Source organism: Croceibacterium selenioxidans (assembly GCF_018599195.1).
In the GTDB taxonomy this organism is placed as follows: domain Bacteria; phylum Pseudomonadota; class Alphaproteobacteria; order Sphingomonadales; family Sphingomonadaceae; genus Croceibacterium_A; species Croceibacterium_A selenioxidans.
The window spans coordinates 371,842-393,266 of sequence record NZ_JAHFVK010000002.1 but is presented as its reverse complement, the minus strand read 5'-3'; the positions used below and the strand labels follow the sequence as shown (position 1 = coordinate 393,266).

General features: G+C 64.4%; 18 protein-coding genes. 3 read left to right on the top strand and 15 right to left on the bottom strand.

Translation table 11 applies throughout. The features are described from left to right. Nucleotides 1-241: 241 nt before the first annotated feature. Nucleotides 242-1,654, bottom strand: coding sequence for a vanillate/3-O-methylgallate O-demethylase (gene ligM / locus KK137_RS10640; protein WP_214536413.1), 1,413 nt, complete (start codon nucleotides 1,652-1,654; stop codon nucleotides 242-244). Nucleotides 1,655-1,782: 128 nt separating this feature from the next. Here ligM and KK137_RS10635 point away from each other — a divergent pair, with 128 nt between their 5' ends. Further along, on the top strand, nucleotides 1,783-2,184 hold the full coding sequence (locus KK137_RS10635) for a VOC family protein (protein ID WP_214536412.1): 402 nt from the start codon (nucleotides 1,783-1,785) through the stop codon (nucleotides 2,182-2,184). Between the two features lie 501 nt (nucleotides 2,185-2,685). Here the strand turns inward: KK137_RS10635 and KK137_RS10630 are convergent. From KK137_RS10630 to KK137_RS10585, 10 genes are all read right to left on the bottom strand, one after another. Continuing rightward, entirely contained in the window at nucleotides 2,686-3,111 is a 426-nt protein-coding gene (locus tag KK137_RS10630) for a flagellar basal body L-ring protein FlgH (RefSeq protein WP_214536411.1), read from the bottom strand. A gap of 81 nt (nucleotides 3,112-3,192) precedes the next feature. Beyond that, nucleotides 3,193-4,092: a TauD/TfdA dioxygenase family protein gene (locus tag KK137_RS10625; protein ID WP_214536410.1), complete on the bottom strand. Its 900-nt coding sequence runs from the start codon at nucleotides 4,090-4,092 to the stop codon at nucleotides 3,193-3,195. Nucleotides 4,093-4,095: 3 nt separating this feature from the next. Continuing rightward, entirely contained in the window at nucleotides 4,096-5,340 is a 1,245-nt protein-coding gene (locus KK137_RS10620; RefSeq protein WP_214536409.1) for an MFS transporter, read from the bottom strand. Nucleotides 5,341-5,451: 111 nt separating this feature from the next. Then, complete coding sequence (locus KK137_RS10615) at nucleotides 5,452-6,459, bottom strand: zinc-dependent alcohol dehydrogenase family protein (RefSeq protein WP_214536408.1); 1,008 nt, start codon at nucleotides 6,457-6,459, stop codon at nucleotides 5,452-5,454. 145 nt (nucleotides 6,460-6,604) lie between these two features. Next, nucleotides 6,605-7,378, bottom strand: coding sequence for a glutathione S-transferase family protein (locus KK137_RS10610; protein ID WP_214536407.1), 774 nt, complete (start codon nucleotides 7,376-7,378; stop codon nucleotides 6,605-6,607). Between the two features lie 3 nt (nucleotides 7,379-7,381). Then, nucleotides 7,382-8,128, bottom strand: coding sequence for an SDR family NAD(P)-dependent oxidoreductase (locus KK137_RS10605; RefSeq protein WP_250893821.1), 747 nt, complete (start codon nucleotides 8,126-8,128; stop codon nucleotides 7,382-7,384). Further along, on the bottom strand, nucleotides 8,128-8,589 hold the full coding sequence (locus KK137_RS10600) for a protein tyrosine phosphatase family protein (RefSeq protein WP_214536406.1): 462 nt from the start codon (nucleotides 8,587-8,589) through the stop codon (nucleotides 8,128-8,130). The genes KK137_RS10605 and KK137_RS10600 overlap by 1 nt, the downstream gene beginning before the upstream one ends. 236 nt (nucleotides 8,590-8,825) lie before the next feature. Further along, a complete protein-coding gene (locus KK137_RS10595) occupies nucleotides 8,826-9,698 on the bottom strand; it encodes an amidohydrolase family protein (protein WP_338028045.1) in 873 nt (290 codons plus the stop codon). A 238-nt stretch (nucleotides 9,699-9,936) separates the two neighbouring features. After that, the gene (locus tag KK137_RS10590; RefSeq protein ID WP_214536404.1) at nucleotides 9,937-11,451 is read right to left on the bottom strand and encodes an aldehyde dehydrogenase family protein; all 1,515 of its coding nucleotides are present in this window, start codon (nucleotides 11,449-11,451) and stop codon (nucleotides 9,937-9,939) included. A 128-nt stretch (nucleotides 11,452-11,579) separates the two neighbouring features. Then, a complete protein-coding gene (locus KK137_RS10585; protein ID WP_214536403.1) occupies nucleotides 11,580-13,742 on the bottom strand; it encodes a PQQ-dependent dehydrogenase, methanol/ethanol family in 2,163 nt (720 codons plus the stop codon). A gap of 219 nt (nucleotides 13,743-13,961) precedes the next feature. Between KK137_RS10585 and KK137_RS10580 the strand changes: the two genes are divergently transcribed. Together KK137_RS10580 and KK137_RS10575 are read left to right on the top strand one after the other, a co-directional pair. Further along, nucleotides 13,962-15,092: a 5-methyltetrahydropteroyltriglutamate--homocysteine S-methyltransferase gene (locus KK137_RS10580; protein WP_214536402.1), complete on the top strand. Its 1,131-nt coding sequence runs from the start codon at nucleotides 13,962-13,964 to the stop codon at nucleotides 15,090-15,092. Nucleotides 15,093-15,194: 102 nt separating this feature from the next. After that, nucleotides 15,195-16,352 (top strand): DUF418 domain-containing protein, encoded by a 1,158-nt coding sequence (locus KK137_RS10575; protein WP_214536401.1) that lies wholly within the window; start codon nucleotides 15,195-15,197, stop codon nucleotides 16,350-16,352. A gap of 47 nt (nucleotides 16,353-16,399) precedes the next feature. Here the strand turns inward: KK137_RS10575 and KK137_RS10570 are convergent, their stop codons facing one another. The 4 genes from KK137_RS10570 to KK137_RS10555 form a co-directional block, all read right to left on the bottom strand. Further along, nucleotides 16,400-18,748, bottom strand: a complete 2,349-nt coding sequence (locus tag KK137_RS10570) for a TonB-dependent receptor (protein ID WP_214536400.1) — start codon at nucleotides 18,746-18,748, stop codon at nucleotides 16,400-16,402. Nucleotides 18,749-18,965: 217 nt separating this feature from the next. Continuing rightward, nucleotides 18,966-20,099, bottom strand: coding sequence for an amidohydrolase family protein (locus tag KK137_RS10565; protein ID WP_214536399.1), 1,134 nt, complete (start codon nucleotides 20,097-20,099; stop codon nucleotides 18,966-18,968). A gap of 33 nt (nucleotides 20,100-20,132) precedes the next feature. Beyond that, nucleotides 20,133-20,567, bottom strand: a complete 435-nt coding sequence (locus KK137_RS10560) for a nuclear transport factor 2 family protein (RefSeq protein WP_214536398.1) — start codon at nucleotides 20,565-20,567, stop codon at nucleotides 20,133-20,135. Nucleotides 20,568-20,688: 121 nt separating this feature from the next. Next, entirely contained in the window at nucleotides 20,689-21,387 is a 699-nt protein-coding gene (locus KK137_RS10555) for a nuclear transport factor 2 family protein (RefSeq protein ID WP_214536397.1), read from the bottom strand. Between the last annotated feature and the right edge of the window lie 38 nt (nucleotides 21,388-21,425).

Genomic DNA, 21,425 nt, shown 5'->3' with positions numbered 1-21,425 from the left:
CTTACCATCCCCCCTGCGGGGGAGGAGCCGTCCCAGGAATAGTGCAGGAGCCGGAACAGGCTCGACGCGGCCCGCGCGCCGAACCTTCCCGCCATCCCGTGGATGCCCCGCCGTAACATGCCTTGATGACGGCTGTTGCCAAGGGGGACTTACCCCCAAAGCAATGGCCCATGAACCCGGGGGTCCATGGGCCATCTTCGGGTAAGGCCTCGGGGGGGAGTGAGGCCTCGCCTAGCTCTGGTTAGGCCGGAACGGCGTTCCGGCTGGTGCGCCAGCCCGTGGCGTAGGTGTCAGCCGCCATCTTGCCGTACGGAACCGGCGAAGCGATCGCACGGACGTTGAGCTGCTTGTGCGGCTCGACCGTGGTCTTCTTGGTGCCGCCGTTTTCCTCACCCCACACAACGTGGAGCTCGGTGCCGAGCGGGATTTCGTGATCGATCGTCGCCAGGCTGAGCGCCTTCTTCTCGTTGTACGAGTAGCCGGTGAACAGGGACAGGCCGACAACGTTGCCGTCGGCGTCCACGACCTTGTCGTAGTTGCTGTTGGCGTAGTTCGCGAGCGGAAGGTCGAAGAACTTGTACTGTTCGCCCTCTGGGTCGAACATCGAGCCCTGGATCTTCTTCATGTCGTCCGCGCTCCACTCGAGCGTGACCTTCTTGCGCTGGGTCGACGGATCGATCTTCTTCAGCGCGTCGGCGCCGATGAAGTCGTGGTCGAACTTCACGAACGGGCCGTAGCCGAGTTCCCACGGGTTCAGGTAGTAGTCTTCGATCGACTTGCCGACGAACGAACCACCGATCGCGCCGGTAGCTTCATAGCTGTCGGCACCGAGCCACTCGCGGTAATCCTTGAGTTCGTCGCCGGTGTAGATCGGAGGCAGCGGGCTCGGGATCCAGCCCGATTCCAGCGTGTTCGACGGATAGGCGCGCGAACCGACGGCGATCAGGCCGAATTCTTCACCAGCCTTGAGGATTTCGTCGCGGATGTAGTCCTGGTCTTCGTACGGACCCCAGAGCTCGAGGCCCGGCGAACCGGCCATGCCGTGACGCAGCGTGCGAACGGTCTTGTTGCCGATCTTCATCGAGCTCATGTTGAAGAACTTGAGCTTGTCGAGCTTTTCGCCGTTGAGCTTCTCGATCACGTCCCAAGCGCGCGGGCCCTGGATCTGGAAGCGCCAGGAGATGCGGTTGACCGGCTTGCCCATCGGGCGGCTCGGCGAGCGCGGATCGTTGATGATGTCGACGTTGTAGCCGCCCTTCTGGGCCTGGAACATCAGCCAGTTGGCAGCCGGCGCGCGGCCGACGTAAACGAACTCTTCTTCAGCCAGGTAGAAGATGATGCCGTCGCCGATGACGTGGCCGGCCGGGGTGGTCGGAACGTACTGCTTGGCCTTGTTGACTTCCCAGCCAGCGGGCGAGTTGACCATCGTGTCCGAAAGAAGCTTCAGCGCATCCGGACCCTTGATGTAGAGGTCGAACATGTGGTGCGACTGGTCGAACAGAACGGCGCTGTGCTGCCAGGCCCACTGTTCCGAACGCCAGTTGGAAAATTCGGGTGCAACGACCGGATAGACGTAAGCGCCGATCTGGGAATTGCGCAGCTTCGCCACGATATCAGGCGTATTCTGCAGGATCTGCTCAAGATTCTGGGCCATCAGAGTTCCTCTCATCTGTGAATGAATCACGTATGCGAAAATTGTATGCGCCGCATACAATATTGGGCTAGGCACGCAAGCGGAAAGCGGCTCTCCGATGCGAGAGGGCTGCGAGAGGACGAAGTGGCATGAACGTCGAAGCGCTCGATCACGTGAACATCATCACCGATAGGCTTGATGAGACGGCAGAATTCTACGGAAAGCTGCTCGGCCTGGTCCGCAAGGACGCGCCCCCGCCCCTCACTCCGGAGACGGCGACCTGGATGTTCGATGCCGGGAATCGGGCGATTATCCACATCAATTCGCTCGACTGTTATCGCACTTACGATCGCGAGGTGGAGCCGGGCTCGCTGACGGGAGCGCTGCATCACGTGGCGCTGAAGTGCGTCGGATATGACGAGGTGAAGGGGAGGCTCGACGCGATGGGAGCGGAGTATCAGGAGAACCTGGTGAGCGCGATCAACCTGCGGCAGATCTTCACGCCTGATCCGAACAACGTGCTGCTGGAGCTGAACTTCTTCGCCGATTAAGGCGTGCGCACTTGACATTTATAACCATATCGGTTACACGCTCCGCCGTCAGAATGCCACTGACACCAGCGACGGGTGCGGGAGCGGTTAGCGCTTCGCTTTCTCTCCCGCGCAAGGCCGGCGCCCTTTCCGACATCGTCAGAGGGTGTCCGTAGGATACGGGGATGACAACCGCTGGCGGGATCTGCGAGCCCTAACCGCCAGCACCTCGGGTCCGACAGGGCCGAGCAGCGAGGTTTGCCGCAGCCCTCGCCGCCGTTCGCACTCCATGCTCGCGCAAGGCAATCCTGTGACGCCCAGGACGCGCCGGCCTTTGCCCGTCTGCGGTTTTACTCTTCCGGCGTTAGGCCCGCACTCGCCCGCGGGTGGTTGGCTGTGCCTGCTCCCCTCCCGCAAGCGGGAGGAGGATACCCTCCAGATCCTCCCTGAGTTGGCTCGGGGAGGGGCGTTGTGTTGTTCCGCTTCCCCCTCCGTCACGCCTACGGCGCGCGCACATCGAGGTCAGGTTGCGGCGGCGGTTGGCGTGGCCGCTGGCGCGGGTCGTACTGTGACTGGATCGCCCGTCGTGGGTGTCGCCGTGAACGAGCCGTCCGCAGCCGTCGTGGATTCGGTGTAGCACATCGGCTCTACGCCCGAGGTGGTCGGGGTGAAGCAGGTCTTGCCATCGACCACGGCCCAGGTGCCCTGTGCTGTCACTACGCCCTTGGCGTCGGTATCGGTATAGGTGCCGTCGGGAGTCAGGACCGTGGTGGTCACGGTGCCGTCCTTTGCCGTCACCTGATACGTGCCTGCCGGAGAGCCGTTGGCCGAAACCAGCGCCGCAGGCTCCGGCGTCGCAGTGGGTGTTTCCGTGGCTTCGGGTTGGGCCGGCTGGTTATTACAGCCTGCCAGGACGAGCGGCAGCATCACCATGATCAGCTTGCGCATCAACGGTCTCCCAATTCAGGAAGCGACCGCGGCGACGCAGGTACCACGTTGCCGCCCCGGAACAAACCGACTTCGCGAAAATCAGACGGGCTTCGTCCCCGCAGTCGTGGTCCGGTACATCTCGCGCCGATAGCCGTCGTAGTCGTTCGGACCGAGGTGCATCGCGCTGCGGTTGTCCCACATCGCCACCATGCCGGCCTCCCACCGCAGCCGGCAGCAGAACGCGGCCTGCGTGCAGTGCGCCACCAGGAAGTCGATGATCGGCTTCGCCTCGAAAGTGGTCATGCCTTCGATACCGGCGGTGTAAGTGTCACAGATGTAGAGTGATTCTTCTCCTGTCTCCGGGTGAGTGCGCACGAGCGGATGGTAGGTGCCGCGCTGGCCTTGCTCGAACTGCTCCTTGTCGGCGAACGGGATTGCCTTCCCCATCAGCTTGGTCTGCGTGGCATAGTTATTGGCCGCGCTCATATGCACCTTCAGCGGGCGCAGCATGTCCTGATAAGTCTTGCTGAGGTGGCGGAAGGCGAGCGCGCAATTGGCCCAGCTCGTATCTCCACCGAAGGGAGGGACCTCGACTGCGCGCAGCGTGGTGATCGCGGGCGGTTCTTCGAGGAACGGCGAGTCGGTATGCCAGCCGCCGCCGAACAGGCTGGCGGACTTGGTCTCCGCTTCCTTGATGATGGGGTGCACTTCGCGATGGCCGGGCACGCCCTGGGTATAGGCGTCGACCGCGAAGGGTCCGAGCCGGGCGCCGAATTCCTCATGCTCGGCATGGGTGAGGAACTGGTCGCGCAGGTAGATCATCTTGTGGCGATAGAGCGCCTGCTTGAGCTCCTCGAAAGCCGCATCCGATAGATCGGGCAGGCGTACGCCGACCACTTCGGCCCCCATGGCGCCCGAAAGCGGCTCGACCTTGATGTGTTCGTATTCGAGGGCATGGTTGTCGAAGTCACCGGCCGGGGTGACGCGGATTTCCCACATGGTTCAGGCTTCCTTTGGCACTCCGGCGATCCGGGGGGCGGTCTCCTTCAGGAACAATGCCGCGAACCCGGCCAGCAAGGCAAGTGCGATGCAGATGATAAAGACTGCGGAGAGGCCGTAGCTATCGGCCACCTGGCCCGCGACCGGGGGCAGGATCACCCCGCCGACGAACTCGGCCGTGCCCATCGACAAGCCGACCGCCGTGGTCGCGAGGGCGGGGCTGACGCTCTCGGCGGGAACCGTGGCGCAATAGAGCGGGGCGATGCCGAGAGGCAGCCAGCCGATCAGGATCGCGCCTGCCAGCAGAGTCGGATCTGCCGGCAGCAGAAGCAACGCGAGCGGGGAGCCGATGCAGGCGAGCGAGCCCCAGATCAGTACCGGCTTGCGGCCAATCCGGTCGGAAAGGAACGGCAGCCCGATGCCGCCGACGATCCCGGCAATACCGCCCATCGAGATGACCCAGCCGGCGGTTGTGGGGGAAAGGCCCTTGTCCTCGGTCAGGAACAGCGAGAGGAAAGTGTTCTGCAGCACCAGCCAGGCAGTGACGCAGGCCGCGACGGCCAGGGCCACGCGCATGTTGCGCAAGGCAAGCAGGGTACGAAGCGCCTGGACGAAATTGTCTGCCGCTTCGTTGTGCGCCGGGGCGGTCTTCGGGTCGGGGCGCATGAACACCGCGAGGAGCAGCGCCAGCAACAGGCCTGGCAGGATCGAGAGGAACATCGCCGTGCGCCAGCCGTGGTCATCGGCCAACTGGGTCGCGACAATCGGGCCGAGGAAACCTGCGAGGCCGAAAGCACCGACCATCTGCATGAATCCCATGTTGACCCCGCGCCGTTCGGGCTGGCTGGTTTCGGCGATGACCGTCTGGCCGATCGGCACCATCGGTCCTTCGGCGATGCCGAGCGCGAAGCGCGCCGCCAGGAGCGTCGTGAAGGTCAAAGCCAAGCCGCCTGCGCCCGAGCCGAGCGAGAACACCAGCGTGCAGATGATCAAGATCGTCTTTCGCCGTCCGGTGCGGTCCGCCAGGCGCCCGCCGAAGAATGCGCTGAGGGCGACGGCGCCTGACAACGCACCGGCAAGCCAGCCGACTTCCGCGTTGGACAGTCCGAGGTCGCTGACAATGTACGGCGCCAGAAACGCCACCGTCAGCCGGTCGAAGGCGACCACCCCGTTCGCCAGCGTCAGAAGCAGCAGCAGCGTCAGTTCATAGCGCCGGCCGGCGGGCGCAGCCCGAGCGATTGTGGCCATGTCTCTCCCTCTCCCGTCGCTCGCCGATATGAGCGAGACAACCCGGGGCAGTTCTTTGCCGCCCCTGGATTGCTCAGGACGATGAGGGAGGGCCGGGCCCTCGTCAATCGGTCAGGCCAGTTCGATAACCGTCTTGGCGAAGCTCTCAGGGCCCCAGGCGTGAGCATAGGCATCCCTGGCCTGTTCGAAGCCGAAGCGCGCGCCAATCAGCGGCTTGATGCCGTTGGCATCGACCGCTGCGTTGAGGCGCCTGGCCATCGCCGCCGAGCCGACGAAAATACCGCGCATCGAGCCCGCGGTCATCATCAGCCCGCGCGGGTTGGGTCCGCCCTCGGGCGAAAGCACTCCGATGAGCGCCACTTCACCCTGGGTGCGCAAGGCGGCCATCGATTGTTCCGCCGTGCCCGCGCCGCCGACTTCGACGACCTTGTCCACTCCGCCCAGTTCCTGACCGACGAAGCGGCCCCAGTCGGGTATGGTCTTGTAGTTGACCGTGTGCGCGGCCCCGAGATCGCGGATGCGCTCCAGCTTCTGGTGAGACGACGAAGTGGCGATCACCTCGCACCCGCCAGCGCGGGCGAGTTGCAGAGCCAGCATCGACACGCCACCGCTGCCCAGGACCAGTACCCTGTTACCGGGGACGAGCGCGCGCGGCCCTTCGTAGAGCGCGTTCCACGCGGTCACCCCGGCGCAGGGCAGGCAGGCAGCCTCGGCATAGTCGAGGCTCTCGGCCATCGGCACGACGCCGCTCTCCGGCAGAACGACCAGTTCGGCAAGCATGCCCGGGGCAAAGCCGTCACCCAGGGCGGCGCTCATGCGCGGAGGACCATCGACCCAGTTCATGAAGAACGAGCCCTGGACCCGGTCGCCTTCCTTGAACTGGGTCACGCCTTCACCGACCGCGACCACCTGGCCCGCGCCGTCGCTGAGGGGAACCGCCGGCGCCTTCAGGGCGCCGCCGAAGTATTTGCCCGCCGCCACCGCGAAATCGCGGTAGTTGATCGAGCAGGCATGGACTTGAATCAGAACTTCGCCCGGTCCGGGCGTTGGGTCGGGCAGGGTCTCGACATAGAGTTTATCGAACCCGTCAGAACCTGCCGGCAACATCCATGCACGCATATATCGGTTTCCCCTTGGTCTTGCCCTTTGCCCTCCCACCGGAGAGGGAGAAGCGTCGCGGTCGGCAGTGTTCGGCCTGACCTGCTTGAGGAGGGGTAGCAGCGATGGCTCCCCTCCTCCAGTCATCCTTGCTGGGACGCCTTGGTCAGCGATCGCCGCTCCAGGTGCGCAAGCCGGGCGCTGTGCGATCCTCAGCCTTCAGGGCTTCCGCAACGGCGGGACGGGCGGTAACCCGCTCGCGCCAGTCGACGAGGCGGGGATACCGGGCGGCGACATCCTTCTCCGGGAACATCCGCTCCACCATCATCCCGCAGTGCGAGTAGAAGTTGATGTCGGCCAGAGTGTAGGCCTGTCCCGCCAGCCACGCCGTTTCGCCCAGCTGCTTTTCGATCTTGGCAAGCGCGTAGTCGATCTTGTCGCTGGCATTCTGCAGGTCGGCCTCGGAAAAGCCCGAGCGCGCCGTGGCCCACTTCTTGCGCTGGTCGGGCAGGGGGATATGGCTGAGCAGGTCTTCGAATGTCCCGTCATCGATGTTGCGTGCGATCACGCCGACCAAGCGATGCCAGCCGTGCATGGAGACGTGGTTCATCACGTGCTCGTCGACGAACTTGTTCCAATACCGCATCCGCGCCGCCCCCACGGGGTCGCGCGGGCGGAGTGGGCCCGAGTCCGGATTCGCATCGGGGAAGGCATCCTCGAGGTACTCGTTAATCACTGTGGTGTGGGTGATGATCGTGCCGTCGTGATCGAGCACCGGTACCTGGCCTTCGGGATTGATCGCCACGAACCAGTCGGAGTGCTGTTCGAACTTGTGCAGGTCGACATAGATGCTCTCATAGGCGAGCCCCTTCTCTTTCAAGGGGATCATCGACTTGAGCGAGTTCGCCAGCGGTTCGGCGTGGTAGTACTTTAGTGCCATTTGTCAGACCTCGATGCTTTCCAGAACGCCCCCGTCGACTGCCCAATCCTGCCCCGTCACGTGGCTCGCCGCATCGCTGAGCAGGAACGCCGCCACCTCGGCCAGTTCCTCAGGCGAGCCCATGCGCCTTTGCGGGATACGGGCTTCGATCTTGCCTTGCTGTTCGGGCGGGATGCGGTCGAGCGCTTCGGTGCGAATGAAGCCGGGGATGATGCAATTGGCGCGGACATTGTGCGGCGCCATCTCCACCGCGATCGCGCGGGTCAGGCCAAGTACGCCGTGCTTGGAAGCGACGTAGGCCGGGTTCATCGCCATGCCGCGCTTGGAGCCCATCGATCCGGTGACGAGGATCACGCCCTTCTTCGCCTCGATCATCGGCGGCAGGACCTTCTGGATCGCCCAGAACACACTGGTGAGGTTCACGCGGATGGTCTGTTCGAATACCTCGGGGTCGAAATGGACCGCGGGCGTGAAGCCCCCAGTAAGCCCGGCATTGGCGAACAGGCCGTGGATCGGACCGAAGTGCGAAGCGGCAGCGTCGAGCGCGGCTTCGAGCTGGACCTTGTCTCCGACGTCGGCCGCAAACCCGGCAGCGTTGGCGCCGATTTCGGCAACCGCTTCGTCTAGCATGTCCTGACGGCGGGCGAGTAGGGAAACCTTGGCGCCCCGACCGGCGAGCAGCTTGGCCGCGACCAGGCCGATGCCGCTGGATGCGCCGGTGATGACGATATGCTGGCCGCCGAAATCCATCAGGTATGCCTCTCCCGTATGAAGGCCGCCCAGGCCGGTGCGGCCGGGTGGTCGTTGTCCTCTGGCGACCATTGCCGCTCCATCAGGGCCCGTGCCTCAGGCTCCGCGATCCCGCAAGCGTCGCGGTGGTAGCGATAGAAGAAAGCCGACACACGCCAGTTCATGATGCAGTGGACGTGGACCGGACCCTCGGCGGTTTCGAGTGTGTCGAGGAAGGCCTGATAGTGCACCTCAGTCGGAGCGTCGAACGGGACGGGAATGTGGGTGTAGCCGAGGCCCGCCGCGGCGAAAGCGGCCTCGGCATCGGGTAGGGCTTCGGGATGATCGGCCAGCGCGAGGTTGATCACGTGGCGCACGCCGATCTCTGCCAGGCGCGCCGGGTCAGGCGCCTGAAGCCGACCGGATGTGGTGATGCGATCGGACAGCCGCTGCCAGGCGCGGATGTCGTCGAGGTCACGCATCGCAGGTTCTCCGTTTGCCGTGAGCTTGTCGAACCAGGCTTAGCGGCTGACTGTCCTTCGACAAGCTCAGGACCCACGGATGAAGCTAAAATCCTCCCCAAGCTTGCTCGGGAAGAGGGACGGTTCGCGAAGCGAATGGTGGAGGGGTGTCGCGTTCTTCCGCCTACCCCTCCGTCACGCTCCTGCGGAGCGCGCCACCTCCCCGAGACAAGCTCGGGGAGGATTGAGTCGCTACCTCACGCCAGCCCCAGCACTTTCGCCGCGTTGTCCTTCATGATCAGCGGCATGACTTCCTCGCGGAAGCCCACTTCCGCGGCGGCGGCCATCCACTTGTCCGGGTGGATCAGCGGGAAGTCGGTGCCGAACAGCATCTTATGCTTGAGCTGGGTGTTGGCGTACTGGATCACCTGCTTGGGGAAGTACTTCGGGCTCCAGCCGGACAGGTCGATGAACACGTTGTTCTTGTGCAGCGCCATCGACAGGCTCTCGTCTACCCAGGGCCAGCTCGGGTGGGCGAGGATGATCTTCATGTCGGGGAAGTCGACCGCGACATCGTCGATCAGGATCGGCTGGCCGTACTTGAGGCGCATGCCGCCACCGCCGCGCATGCCGGTGCCCATGCCCGAGTGGCCGGTGTGGAAGATCGCGGGCAGGCCGTATTCGGCGATCACCTCGTAGATCGGGTAGGCCATGCGGTCCGCCGGGTGAGCGTTCTGGGCGATGCCGTGGAACTTGAAGCCCTTGACCCCATAGTTCTCGATCAGGTCGCGCGCTTCGCGAGCGCCGTACTTGCCCTTGTGCGGATCGATGCTGGCGAAGGCCATGCAGATGTCGTCGTTCTTGGCGGCCTGTTCGGCGACTTCGTAATTGCTGACGCGCTTGGCGCCCATCGCGCTTTCGCAGTCGACCGTGAATAGCACCAGGGCGATGTTGGATTCGCGGTAAAGCTCGATGATCTCGGGCATTTTCGGCCGTTCGCGCGGCGCCTTGAAGTAGGCGCTGGCAGCGTCGAAGAACTTGCCCATGATCGGGTCTTCCGGATCGTGGCACGAGACCTCTGCATGGACGTGGACGTCGATGGCGCGGATCTTGGCGAGGTCGATGGGCACGTCTGCAGTTCCTGAATCGGTTCGGTTGCAGCCCCCATGCATTCGGGGGGCAGGTATGACAAGGCCGGCCTGATACGGAGAGCGATTGGGCGGCGGGGCCGCCGTCCCCCTCCCGCTTCCGGGAGGGGTTAGGGTGGGCGTGTGCGAAGCACACGCGGTGCTTGGCCTGACAGGCCCACCCCCAGCCCCTCCCGCAAGCGGGAGGGGAGGGACTCGGGTGCGCCCTAGATCCTCAGCGTTAGAGCTGGATGATGACCGTCTTGGTCTCCTGGTAGCATTCGAAGCCGGCCTGGCCCTGCTCACGGCCGAGGCCCGACTCCTTGTAGCCGCCGAACGGCAGCGCGGTGTCGATCGTGGCGTGGCAGTTGCCCCAGACAGTGCCCGATTTGATCTTCGAAGCCAGGCGATGCATCGCGCTGACGTCCTTGGTCCAGACACCGGCGCCGAGGCCGAAGTTGGTGTCGTTGGCCATCTTGGCGACTTCGTCGAGGTCTTCGAAGCGCTGCGCCACCACGACCGGTCCGAAGATCTCTTCGCGAACCACGCTCATCTGCGGGTTCACGTTGGCGAGGATCGTCGGGTTGACGTAGTAGCCGCCGTCGCTGGCCGGGGCGTCGCCGCCCATGACCACGCTGGCGCCGTCACGCTTGCCGGCTTCGATGTAGCCGAGCACCTTTTCGTGCTGTTCCTTCGACACGAGCGGGCCCATGTGGCCGGCCGGGTCGAGCGAAGCGCGCGGGCTCCAGAAGTCGGCGGTCTTGGTCATGCCTTCGAGCACGTCGTCGAAGATCGACTTGTGCGCGAACAGGCGCGAACCGGCGACGCAGACCTGACCGGCGTTGAAGAAGATCGCGCCGGCAACGCCCGGAGCGGTCGTGGCAACGTCGACGTCCGGCATGACGACGACCGGGCTCTTGCCGCCCAGTTCGAGCGTCACGCGCTTCATCGTGTCGGTGGCGTTCTTGTTGATCACCTTGCCGATCTCGGTCGAGCCGGTGAAGGCGATCTTGTTGACGTCGGGGTGCTTGACCATGCGGTCGCCGGCGGTGTGGCCGTTGCCGGTGATGATGTTGATCACGCCCGCCGGGAAGCCGGCTTCCTGCACCAGGTCGGCCAGCTTCAGCGCGGTGAGGCTGGTCTGTTCGGCCGGCTTGAGCACGGTACAGCAGCCCGCCGCGACCGCCGGGGCGATCTTGAGGCACGCCATCAGCAGCGGGAAGTTCCACGGCACAATTTGCGCGCAGACGCCGATCGGCTCCTTCACGGTGTAGCTGAACACGGTGCCGGTCGGCATCGTGTAAGGGTTGATCACCTGGCCGCCGGTCTTGCTGGCCCAGCCGGCCATGAAGCGGATCTGGCTGATTGCGCCCGGGATGTCGACCGCGCCGGCCATGCCCTTCGGCTTGCCGTTGTCGATGGCCTCGAGCTCTGCAAACAGGTCGGCGTCGCGTTCGAGCAGGTCGGCCAGGCGGTGCATGACGCGCTCGCGCTGCATCGGCGGGAGACCGTACCAGCGGTTGTCGTCGAACGCGGTGCGCGCGGCGGCGACGGCCCGATCAACATCCTTGTCCGATGCATCGACGATCTTGCCGACGATCTTGCCGCTCGACGGGTCTTCGACGTCGAGCGTCGCGTCGTGTGAGGAATCGACCCACTCGCCGTTGATGAACAGCTGCGGCTTGCGCGCCAGGAAGTCCTTGGCGGCCTGCGAATACTCCCGCTGGGTGCGGTCGATGGTGGTGACTTCGTTCATTTACAGGTCCTTTCCCGAAACGAATCCCTGTTTGCGGTCAGACTAGCAAACGGGGGACGGGCACGCCACGGCGCGCCTCTTGCTAACGGTCGTTACAATCGCGTGGCGGTCGTGTCGATTCCTAACCTTCAGGTGGTGGAGGGGCGAATGGCCGCCTTCCCCTCCAGCGCCTTGTCCTCGTTAGCGCGCTTGAGCACGTACTGACGGATGGCCTCGGCGTCGGCGGCGGTGACCACCTCCTTGAAGGACACCATGCCGTTGTGCTGCAGCGCGCCGTCTATCACGACCGAGCGGACCGCATCGGGGCTGCCGATCGCAGGCGAGTGGCGCAGGTCGGGATTGAGCGTGCCCGAAATGGCGGCGTCGCCGTGGCAGACCGAGCAGTAGCGGCCGTACAGCGATCCACCACGCGTCACCTGCGCCTGGGTGCCGGTGAAGGCGGGCGGATCGAGCACCAGTTCCTGCATGGGCGGGGCCGGGGGCAGCTTGGCCGTGCCGCCGAGCTTGAACACCAGCAGGCGGCTGATGTTGCGCGGGCGACCGGACTTGGAGGCAAGGATCCCGGGCGCGATGTCCCACACGCCGCCCCAACCGGCGAGGATTGCGACATATTGTTCGCCATCGACCGAGTAGGTCATCGGCGCGGCGATGATCCCGGTCTGCGCCGGGAACGACCACAGCTTGCGGCCACTGTTAGCGGCATAGGCGACGAACTGCTCGCGGGCATTGCCCTGGAAGACGAGGTTGCCTGCGGTGGACAGCGTGCCGCCGTTCCACGGACCGTCGAAATCGACCCGCCAGGCCTCCTTCTTCGCGACCGGATCCCACGCGACGAGCGAACCGGTGGTCGAGCCGAGGATCTGCTGCCGGACCTCGGCAACCGCAGGCATGGCGGTGGCCGCCGAGTTGATACCCGTCTGGAAGCCCATCGAGGATGGCTGCCAGTCTTCCTCTGCGAAATAGGGGAAGCCGGCGTTGTTCGCCGGAATGTAGACCAGCCCGGTCTGCTGGCTGTAGCTCATCGGCTGCCACGAGTGCGCGCCGCCGGCTCCCGGCAGCGAGACCCACTGCTTGCCTGTCACCTCGTAGCGGGCCTCCGGATTGATCGTCGGCCGTCCTGTGACCGCATCGATGCCGGTGGTCCAGTTCTGAGCGGTCCAGGCCGTCCCGTTGAGGAACTTCCCGGTCTTGGCGTCGAGAATGTAGAAATAACCATTCTTCGGCGCGTGCATCACAACACGTTGCTTCTTGCCGTCGAGGGTCAGGTCGGCCGTGGTGATCTGGGCGTTGGAATCGTAGTCCCAGCGATCTTCCGGGGTTTCCTGGAAGTGCCACACGTATTCACCGGTGTCGGCGTTCACGGCGACGATCGAGGAGGTGTAGAGGTTATCGCCCGCGCCTTTGGTACCGGCAGCCTTGTCACGACCGTTGGCGGCCGGGTTCCAGGGCTCGGCGTTGCCGGTCCCGAAGTACACCAGGTTGGTGACGGGGTCGTAGGTGATCGAATCCCACACGGTCCCGCCGCCGCCGAGTTCCCACCACTTGCCACCCCAGGTCTTCGCGGCGCTTTCCATCGCCTCGTTCTCGAAGCCCTTTTCGGGATTGCCGGGGACGGTGTGGAAGCGCCACAGTTCTTCACCGGTGTTCCAGTCGAAAGCGGCGAGGAACCCGCGGGCGCGATACTCCGCCCCGGCCGAGCCGATCAGGACCTTGCCCTTGGCCACTCGCGGCGCGCCGGTGATCGTGTAGCTCACCGCATCGGGCACGACGTTCTTCGACCAGACTTCCTTGCCGGTGGCCTGGTCGAGCGCGATCAGCCGCCCGTCGAGCGCGGCGACGTAGACCTTGTCGCCATAGAGCGCGACGCCGCGATTGACCGCGTCACAGCAGGCGCGCGCCAGCGTCTCGCGCGGGACCTTGGGATCGTACGACCACTTGAGCGCGCCTGTCTTTGCGTCGAACGCCTTCACCATCGACCACGCGGTCGCGACGTAGAGCGTACCGTCATGCATTAGCGGAGTGGCTTCCTGACCTCGGGCCGTGTCCATGTCGGCGTACCAGGCGAGGCCGAGCTTGGAGACGTTGGCGTCGGAAATCTGCGTCAGCGGGCTGAAGCGCTGTTCGGCATAGTCGCGGCCATAAGTGAGCCATTCGTTGGGATCGGCCGCAGCGATCTTTGCGTCGGTGACGCCGGTCGTGGGCAAGGACGAAGGCTCTGCCGCGCTGTCCTTCTTGCATCCCGCGAGCGCCAGCGCGGCGCAGGCAGCGACGATCCACTTAGCAGACTTCATGCAGTACTACCCTCTCCCGCCGCTCTCGTGCGGAACGGCCTCTTCTCTCGATCTCATGCCTAGAGTTCCCGCGCCCGTCCGGTCAAGCCGCGCGACCGGCGCGACATTTCCCCGTTGCGGCGCAGCATGACTTGGGCTTATCAAGTGCACGTCAGTCGAGCGCGAGCCCGCGTTATGACCCTGGCCTAGCTTTGAACACTAGCCAGACAGGACACTTCCATGCCTACAAAGCTGCCATCTCGCGCCGACCACGTCGGCTCGTTCCTCCGTCCCCGCAGCGTGATCGAAGCGCGCGAGCATCGCTCGGCGGGCAACATCGACTACTCGGAACTGCGCGCGATCGAGGATCGGGCGATCGCGGACCTGGTGAAATGGGAAGAAAGCCTCGGCCTCAAGGCCATTACCGACGGTGAGTTCCGCCGGTACTTCTTCCATACCGACTTCCTCCTCCAGCTCGACGGAGTCGAAGAGCATGGGGGCATTGCCAAGGCCTTCAAGAACGACACCGGCAAAGATGTCCACTTCGCCCCGCCGAAGATGGTCGTTTCGGGCAAGGTGCGCCACAAGAAGCCGATCCAGCTGGCGGACTTCCAGTACCTCGCCAGCCTGACGAGCGGCACCCCCAAGGTCGCGATCCCGAGCCCGACGATGCTGCACTTCCGCGCCGGCCGCGAAGGCATTCCCCAGGATGTCTACCCGACGATGGAAGAGTTCTATTCGGACGTTGCCGCCGCCTATCGCGCCGAGGTCGAGAGCCTCGCCGCCGCCGGTTGCCGCTACATCCAGATGGACGACACCAACCTCGCCTATCTGTGCGACGACACCCACCGCGCGGACGCCGCCGCGCGCGGGGTCGATCCGAACGACACGCCGCGCCAGTACGCCAAGCTCATCAACGAGAGCTTCAAGAGCGCCCCCGCCGACATGATCAAGGCCGTGCACCTGTGCCGTGGCAACTTCCGTTCGAGCTGGGCGGCGGAAGGTGGATACGAGCCGGTGGCAGAGATCATGTTCAACGAGCTCGATATCGACGCGTTCTTCCTCGAATACGACGATCCGCGCTCGGGCGACTTCGCGCCGCTGCGGTTCCTGCCGAAGGGCAAGACCGTGGTGCTTGGCCTCGTCACCACCAAGCTCGGCGAACTTGAGAGCAAGGACGACATCAAGCGCCGGATCGACGAAGCGACCAAGTACGCGGACATCGACCAGTTGGCCCTGAGCCCGCAATGCGGCTTCGCCTCGACCGTCCACGGCAACGACATCACCACCGAGCAACAGGCCGACAAGATCCGCCTGGTGATCGAGGTGGCCGAGGAAGTCTGGGGCTCGGTCCCGGCGATGGCGGAGTGATCTAAATCTCCCCCTCCCGCTTGCGGGAGGGGGGTTATGGGTTGCCCTCTCCCGCAAACGAAAGTCGAATGATACACCTCCCCAAAACCTGGGGAGGGAAGAATGCCGAACAACCGCATCGACATGGTCGATGCCCTGCGCGGCTATGCGCTGCTGGGGCTGTTCCTGGTTCACTGCGTCGAGCGGTTCGAGCTCTACTGGCTCGACCCGATGCCGGACCCGTGGTTCGACGGAGTCATGGCGGTGTTCGCGGGCAAGTCGTTCGCGATTTTCGCGCTGTTGTTCGGCTTCAGCTTCGCCACGATCATGGCCAACGAGCGGGCGCGGGGGAAGGACTTCACCCTACGCTTCATCTGGCGGCTGGCGCTGTTGTTCGGGATCGGCACGCTGCATGCGCTGGTCTATCGGGGCGACATCCTGCAGGTGCTGGCGGCGGTCGGTCTTCTGATGATCCCATTCGATCGAGTGCGGTCGGACAGAGCTCTGCTGGCGATCGCTTTCCTCCTGTTCCTGCAGATACCGCTGCTCGCCCGGGTGGGGTTTGCGGGCAGCGCCGACTGGGCTTCGGCGTCGCCGTACTTCTTCGGTGATACTGGCCTCGGAACCTTGGCGACCGGATCCTTTGCAGACGTACTCAACATAAATGCCGGGCCCGGGATGACTGGCAAATGGTCATTCTACCTCGAAACCGGCCGCGTGCTGGAGGTGGCAGGCTTGTTCCTGATCGGCATGGTGCTCCAGCGGCGCAAGCTGTTCGCACAGGCGGCGCAGCAGCGTGAGGCGTGGCTGGCGATCGCCGCGGCTGGGGCGGGAGTTTGGGTGCTGCTCAGCCTGATAGAGCCGCACATCCTGCCCCCGGGTTCCGACGCGGGCGGCCTGCCGATGCAGCGCCAGGCGATGGAGTGGTTCACCGGCCAGTGGCGGGCCCTCTCGGCCATGGCGCTTCACGTATCGCTGTTCGTGTTGGCCTGGCACTCTCCGCTAGGCCGGGTGCTGGCCACGCTGGCTCCGGCAGGGAAGATGACACTGACACTCTACGTCGGTCAGTCGCTGGCGGCGGCGCCCCTGCTTTACGGGTTCGGGCTAGGGCTGTTCGACGACTTCTCCTCGGCCCAGCTCGTCGGGCTGGGCCTGGCGACATTCGCTGCGCAAATGGTGCTAGCCGAGCTGTGGTTCCGCCACTTCCGCTACGGCCCGCTCGAATGGCTCTGGCGGGCCGCGACCCGCACTGATTTCAGCCTGCCCCTTCGGGCAAAGTAAAAGGGCGGCCCCGAGAGGCCGCCCTTCCACTTTTTGCCGAAGCTAGATCAGAACGTCTTCTTGACGCTGACCGCCCATTCGCGCGGCCGTCCCGGCAGGCCGGTCACGAAGCCGGCGCCAGCGCGGGTGAGATCGAACAGGGTCTGGAAGTAGTACTTGTCGAACAGGTTGGTAACTTCCAGCCCGACTTCCAGATCGCCATCCTCGTTCTTCCACGTCAGCCTGGCGTTGGCGACGGTGTAGCCCTCGATCAGGTTCGTCGGTGCGTTCACGGCGTTCGTGTAGACCGAGCTCTGATAAGCGGCGTCGACACGCGGGGTGAGCGACCCGGCCGTACCCAGCGGCACTTCGTACTGCGCGCCGACCGACCACTTCCACTCGGGCGTGTAGGAGGACACCATGCCCGCCGTGATCCCGCTCGCCGGATCCAGAGAGTCGGCGACGTAGTCGAAATCGGTGTAGCTAGCCGAACCGTCGATCAGGAGGCCGTCGATCGGCTTGATCGTGGTTTCCAGCTCGATACCCTTCACGTGGGCGTCGCCCGCGTTTGCCGGCAGTGCGCAGGGCACGGCATAGCCGGCGCCTGCCTGCGGGCAGTTGCTGAGAGCGAGCTGGACGTCGTTGTAGTTGCTGTAGAAGGCCGCAACGTTGAACCGCACGGCGCGATCGAACATCTGCGTCTTCACGCCAACTTCATAGGATTCCAGCGTTTCCGGATCGAACGGCAGGACCTGCTGGGCAAAGAACGGACGGGGGTTGATGCCGCCACCCTTGAAGCCCGTGGACCACTGAGCATAGGCCGAAACGTCCGGAGTGATCTCGTACATCGCGTTGAGACGGTAATCGACCCGGCTGTTGTCGTAGTTGCCGGTCACGCCGTTCAGAGCGCCGAGCTGCGGGTGGAGCTGCCCGTCGGGGGTGAGCCGAACGTAGGTGTAGTCCTTGTGCTCGTCGGTATAGCGGATGCCGCCGGTCAGGGTCAGCGGATCGATCGGCCTCCATGCAACGTGCAGGAACGCCGCCTTCGTGTCGGCATTGACCGGATCGTTACCCACGAACGGATCCAGCCCGGCGTAACGCAGAACCTGCTCCGTGCCGTAAACCGAACGCTGGTCCATGTAGAAACCGCCGACGGTGTACTCGAGCGCATCGTCGAGCGCCGTGCCGTTGAGGCGCACTTCCTGGCTGAACGACCAGAACGACAGGTCGCCCGAACCGAGGCTGTGGGCCAGCGGCGAGAGGTCGTCGTCGTTGCTGAACTGCGAGCGATAGTCGCGGTAAGCGGTGATCGAGGTCAGGTTCAGGTTGTCGGTCAGATCCCAGTCGACCTGGCCCGAAACGCCCCAGCCCTTGAAGTGGACACGGCCGTCGACGATCGAGGTCGGCTGTCCGTTGTCTGCCAGCGACATGTAGGTCGCATAGTTACAGAACTGGCCGCAGACGAAGCGCGAATCGTACGGGATTTCCGCGCCGAACGGATTGATGTCGAACACGCGTGCCGCCGGGTTCGGCGGGGACGGATAGTTCGGGCTGACAATCGCGCCGGCAGCGTTCCGGCGTTCCAGCAGGACCGAACCGCCGGTGGTGCGGTTATCGTTCGTGAAGTCGGCGGAGACGTTCACGTCGATGCGGTCGGTGGGCTGCCAGCGGAGCTGTCCGCGCACGGCCTGGTAGCCGACTTCACCTTCCTTCGCGAGGACGCAGTCCGAATTGGCCGGAAGGATGCGCGGCACGCCGTTCGCCGGGTTGAGCGGGTCGCTACCGGCGGGGTGGACGCAGCCGAAATCCATGCGGCTGATATAGCCATCCTGCGACTTCGAAACGCCGGAAATCCGCGCCGAGATGTTGTCCGTCAGCCCCAGGTCGGCGCTGGCGCGCAGGTCGATGCGGTCACGGCTGCCGTAGGTGGCCGACACGGTGCCCGTGTTCGAGCCGGTCGGACGCTTGGAGTAGAGCTTCACCGCGCCGCCGATCGAGTTACGGCCGGCGAGGGTCCCCTGCGGACCGCGCAGGATTTCGACACGGTCGAGATCGAGCAGGTCGAACAGCGAACCAGTCAGGGTCGCGTAGTAGACGTCGTCGATGTAGAGGCCGACGCCCGGCTCGAGCGCGGGGTTGAAGTCGTACTGGCCGATGCCGCGAATGCTGGCGGTCATGGACGGGCCGTAAGCGGTGCCCTGCGGCTTCAGCGTGACGGACGGCGCCTGACCCGCAACCTGGGCGATGTTGGTCTGGCTGCGCGCTTCCAGCATCTGGGAGTTGACCGCGGTGATGGCCAGCGGCGTGTCCTGCAGATTCTGTTCGCGGAACTGCGCGGTCACAACGATTTCATCGCCATCGGTGGCGGGCGCCGGAGCTGCGGCGTTATCCTGAGCCAGGGCTGGGGCAGCGACCATTGCCGCAGCAAGGGCCACAGCACTTGCTACCGGGAAATTGACAATACGGGAACGCTGGCGGAAACTCGCCATTCCTCTCTCTCCTGCATGTAAGGCGACGGCGGGGGGGTGCCGTCAAATTGATCAGTAGTGCATACAAATTAGGCGCGGCAAGTGCCGCGCCCAAAGACGCTGAACATGGCCGCCGAGGTGATGCAATTGTGTTACATCGCCACAATCAGACCGGCAGGCGGAAGACCTTCTCCGCGTTCGTCTGCATGAGCATCGTCTTGAGTTCAGGGGATATTTTCATTCGGTCGTAAGCGGCGACCTCGTCCGAGCTCTGCTGGTAGGGGTAGTCCATCGCGTAAAGCACGCGTTCAGGTCCGAGAACTTCCATGCAGAATTTGATCGCCGGCTCCCAGCCGACGCCGCTGGTGGTGATCCAGATATTGTTGCGGAAATAGTAGCTGACCGGGTGCCGCAGCTTGACCGGCTCCTGGCCTCCGCGCAGCCCCTGTCGGTTGTCGGCATTCCCCTGCATCCAGTCGAAGCGATAGAGCTGCAGCGGCATGCATTCGCCCATGTGGCCAATGACGAGTCGCAGCTTCGGGAATCGGTCGAATGCGCCTGAGAAGATCAGGCCCATCGTGTGCAGCCAGACATCGTGCGGAAACCCGCCGAGCGCTCCGAAGAAGCCGCGCGATTCATAGTGCGGCGCGTTGAACGGCGCGGTCGGATGAATGTAGAGCGCGGCGTCCATCGCCTCGAGCGCTTCCAGAATCGGGAAGTACTCGCGCTCGTCGATGTAGTGGCCCTGGAAGTGCGAATTGAGCACCGCGCCGTTGAGGCCGAGAGTGCCCATCGCTCGCTCGATCTCCTTGACCGAACCCTTCACGTCGCGCGGGTCGAAGGCGGCGCAGGCCGAGAAGCGGTCGGGGTGGCGCCGGCAGGCGTCGGCGGCGATGTCGTTGGCTTCGCGGGCGAGGGCGGTGCCTTCCGACGGCCGCACCACCTGAACTCCCGGTGCGGTCAGCAACAACAACTGTCGGTCGATCCCGTACTCGTCCATGTGCGACAATCGCAGGTCGCCGAGGTCCTGCATCATCTCCTGCAGAGACGGCATCCTGGAGAACATGGCCGCCATCTTGAGACTGTCATCGTTCGGCGCCTGGCCGCTTTCGAAGTACTCGACTTGCGCCTTCACCAGCGCCGGGAAAGTCCAGGCCTCCTCAGTGGCGATGCGCTTGTACGGCGGGTTACGATCGACGTGCCCGGCACGCGGGGCCATGCCGATGCGTGTGCGGTGGCTGAAGTCTTCCTTGAAGTGACCCTTGAGGCCCTTCTCGCTCCCATCCTCGAGCAATGGCATCCGAAATTCCCTCACTTGCCGGCGTTGAGCCGGTCAAAACATGCTGTTGTCGTTCTTGGTCGTCGAAGGGTCGGGCACTTCCTGCAGCACATCCCAGTGTTCGACGACATAGCCGTCCTTGATCCGCAGGATGTCGACCACCGCGTATCCGCGTTCGTCCTTCGTGCGGCGGAAGTGGTGGTGGACCGCGACCAGTCCCTCGCCATCCTTCTCCTCGCCGTAGATCACTCGCTTCACGTCATGAGTGAGATCGGGGTTTGCGGCCATCGTCGTGCGCATCATGCCCAGCGTGGCGTCGCGTCCGGTCGGAGCGTTGGGATTGTGCTGGATGTAGTCCGGGTGGACCCACGTCATGAACGCGTCCTCCGGATTGTCCTGGTGGTGGAACAATTCGATGAAGCGCTCCGCGATCTCGCGCACGGAGAGGTTGTGGCGGTTCGAATTGTCCCGGGGATCGAAGCCGGCCATCACTCCCCTCCCGCTTGCGGGAGGGGTTGGGGGTGGGTGTGTTTCCCACCTTCGCTCTGGCCCACCCCTGGCCCCTCCTGCAAGCGGGAGGGAAACTTGTTGAGTGAGCCTGGCGAGTTCATCAGGCCTTCTCCTGTCCGGCAAGCAGCGCACCGAACTTGGGGTGCGCGAAATGCATTGGAACGTCCTGGCGATGCGGCCAGGTCTTGCGAATTTCTTCCTTGGGCAGCAGCCGGTCCGGACCGAGCGGGTCTTCCGGGAACAGCTTATCAGCCGGCTGAAGATGCGCTGTGGTGTGCGCCCAGCCGGCTTCGTAGTCGCCCTGCCATTGCATCTTGTAGTCGAGCCGCTTGATCTTCCACACGCCGTTCTCGCGCACGTAGTCGTTCTCGTAGATGCCCGCTTCCATGAACTGCTGCGGCATCATCTCTTCCTTGGTGTCCTGGAAGTCGTCATGCCAGCCACCGAACAGCACGCCGCGGAAGCGTCCCTTGGCGGTCTGCCGGTCGGGCGCGACGGTAATGATGTCCTGCATCTGGAAGTGGTCGAGCAGCAGCCCGTCGACCGGGCCCGGCTTGCCGCCGGTAAAGCGGCCGGCGATCCAGTCGCCATAGAGGCGCACCACGCCGGCGCGGCCGACGTATTCGCCCGAGAGGAACACGACCACGCCATCTTCGGCGAAAAGGTCGGCCACTTCCTCGGGGCGGTTGAAATCGATGTAATAGCCATAGGCCCAGTGCAGGCGGCGGATGGCGTTGATGTCCTCCAGCTCGCCGACACGATGCTCGAGCGCGGCAAGGCGCTGTTCGACGTCACTCATTGATCGACTCTCCCAAAAAGCTTTGTATGCAACACTAA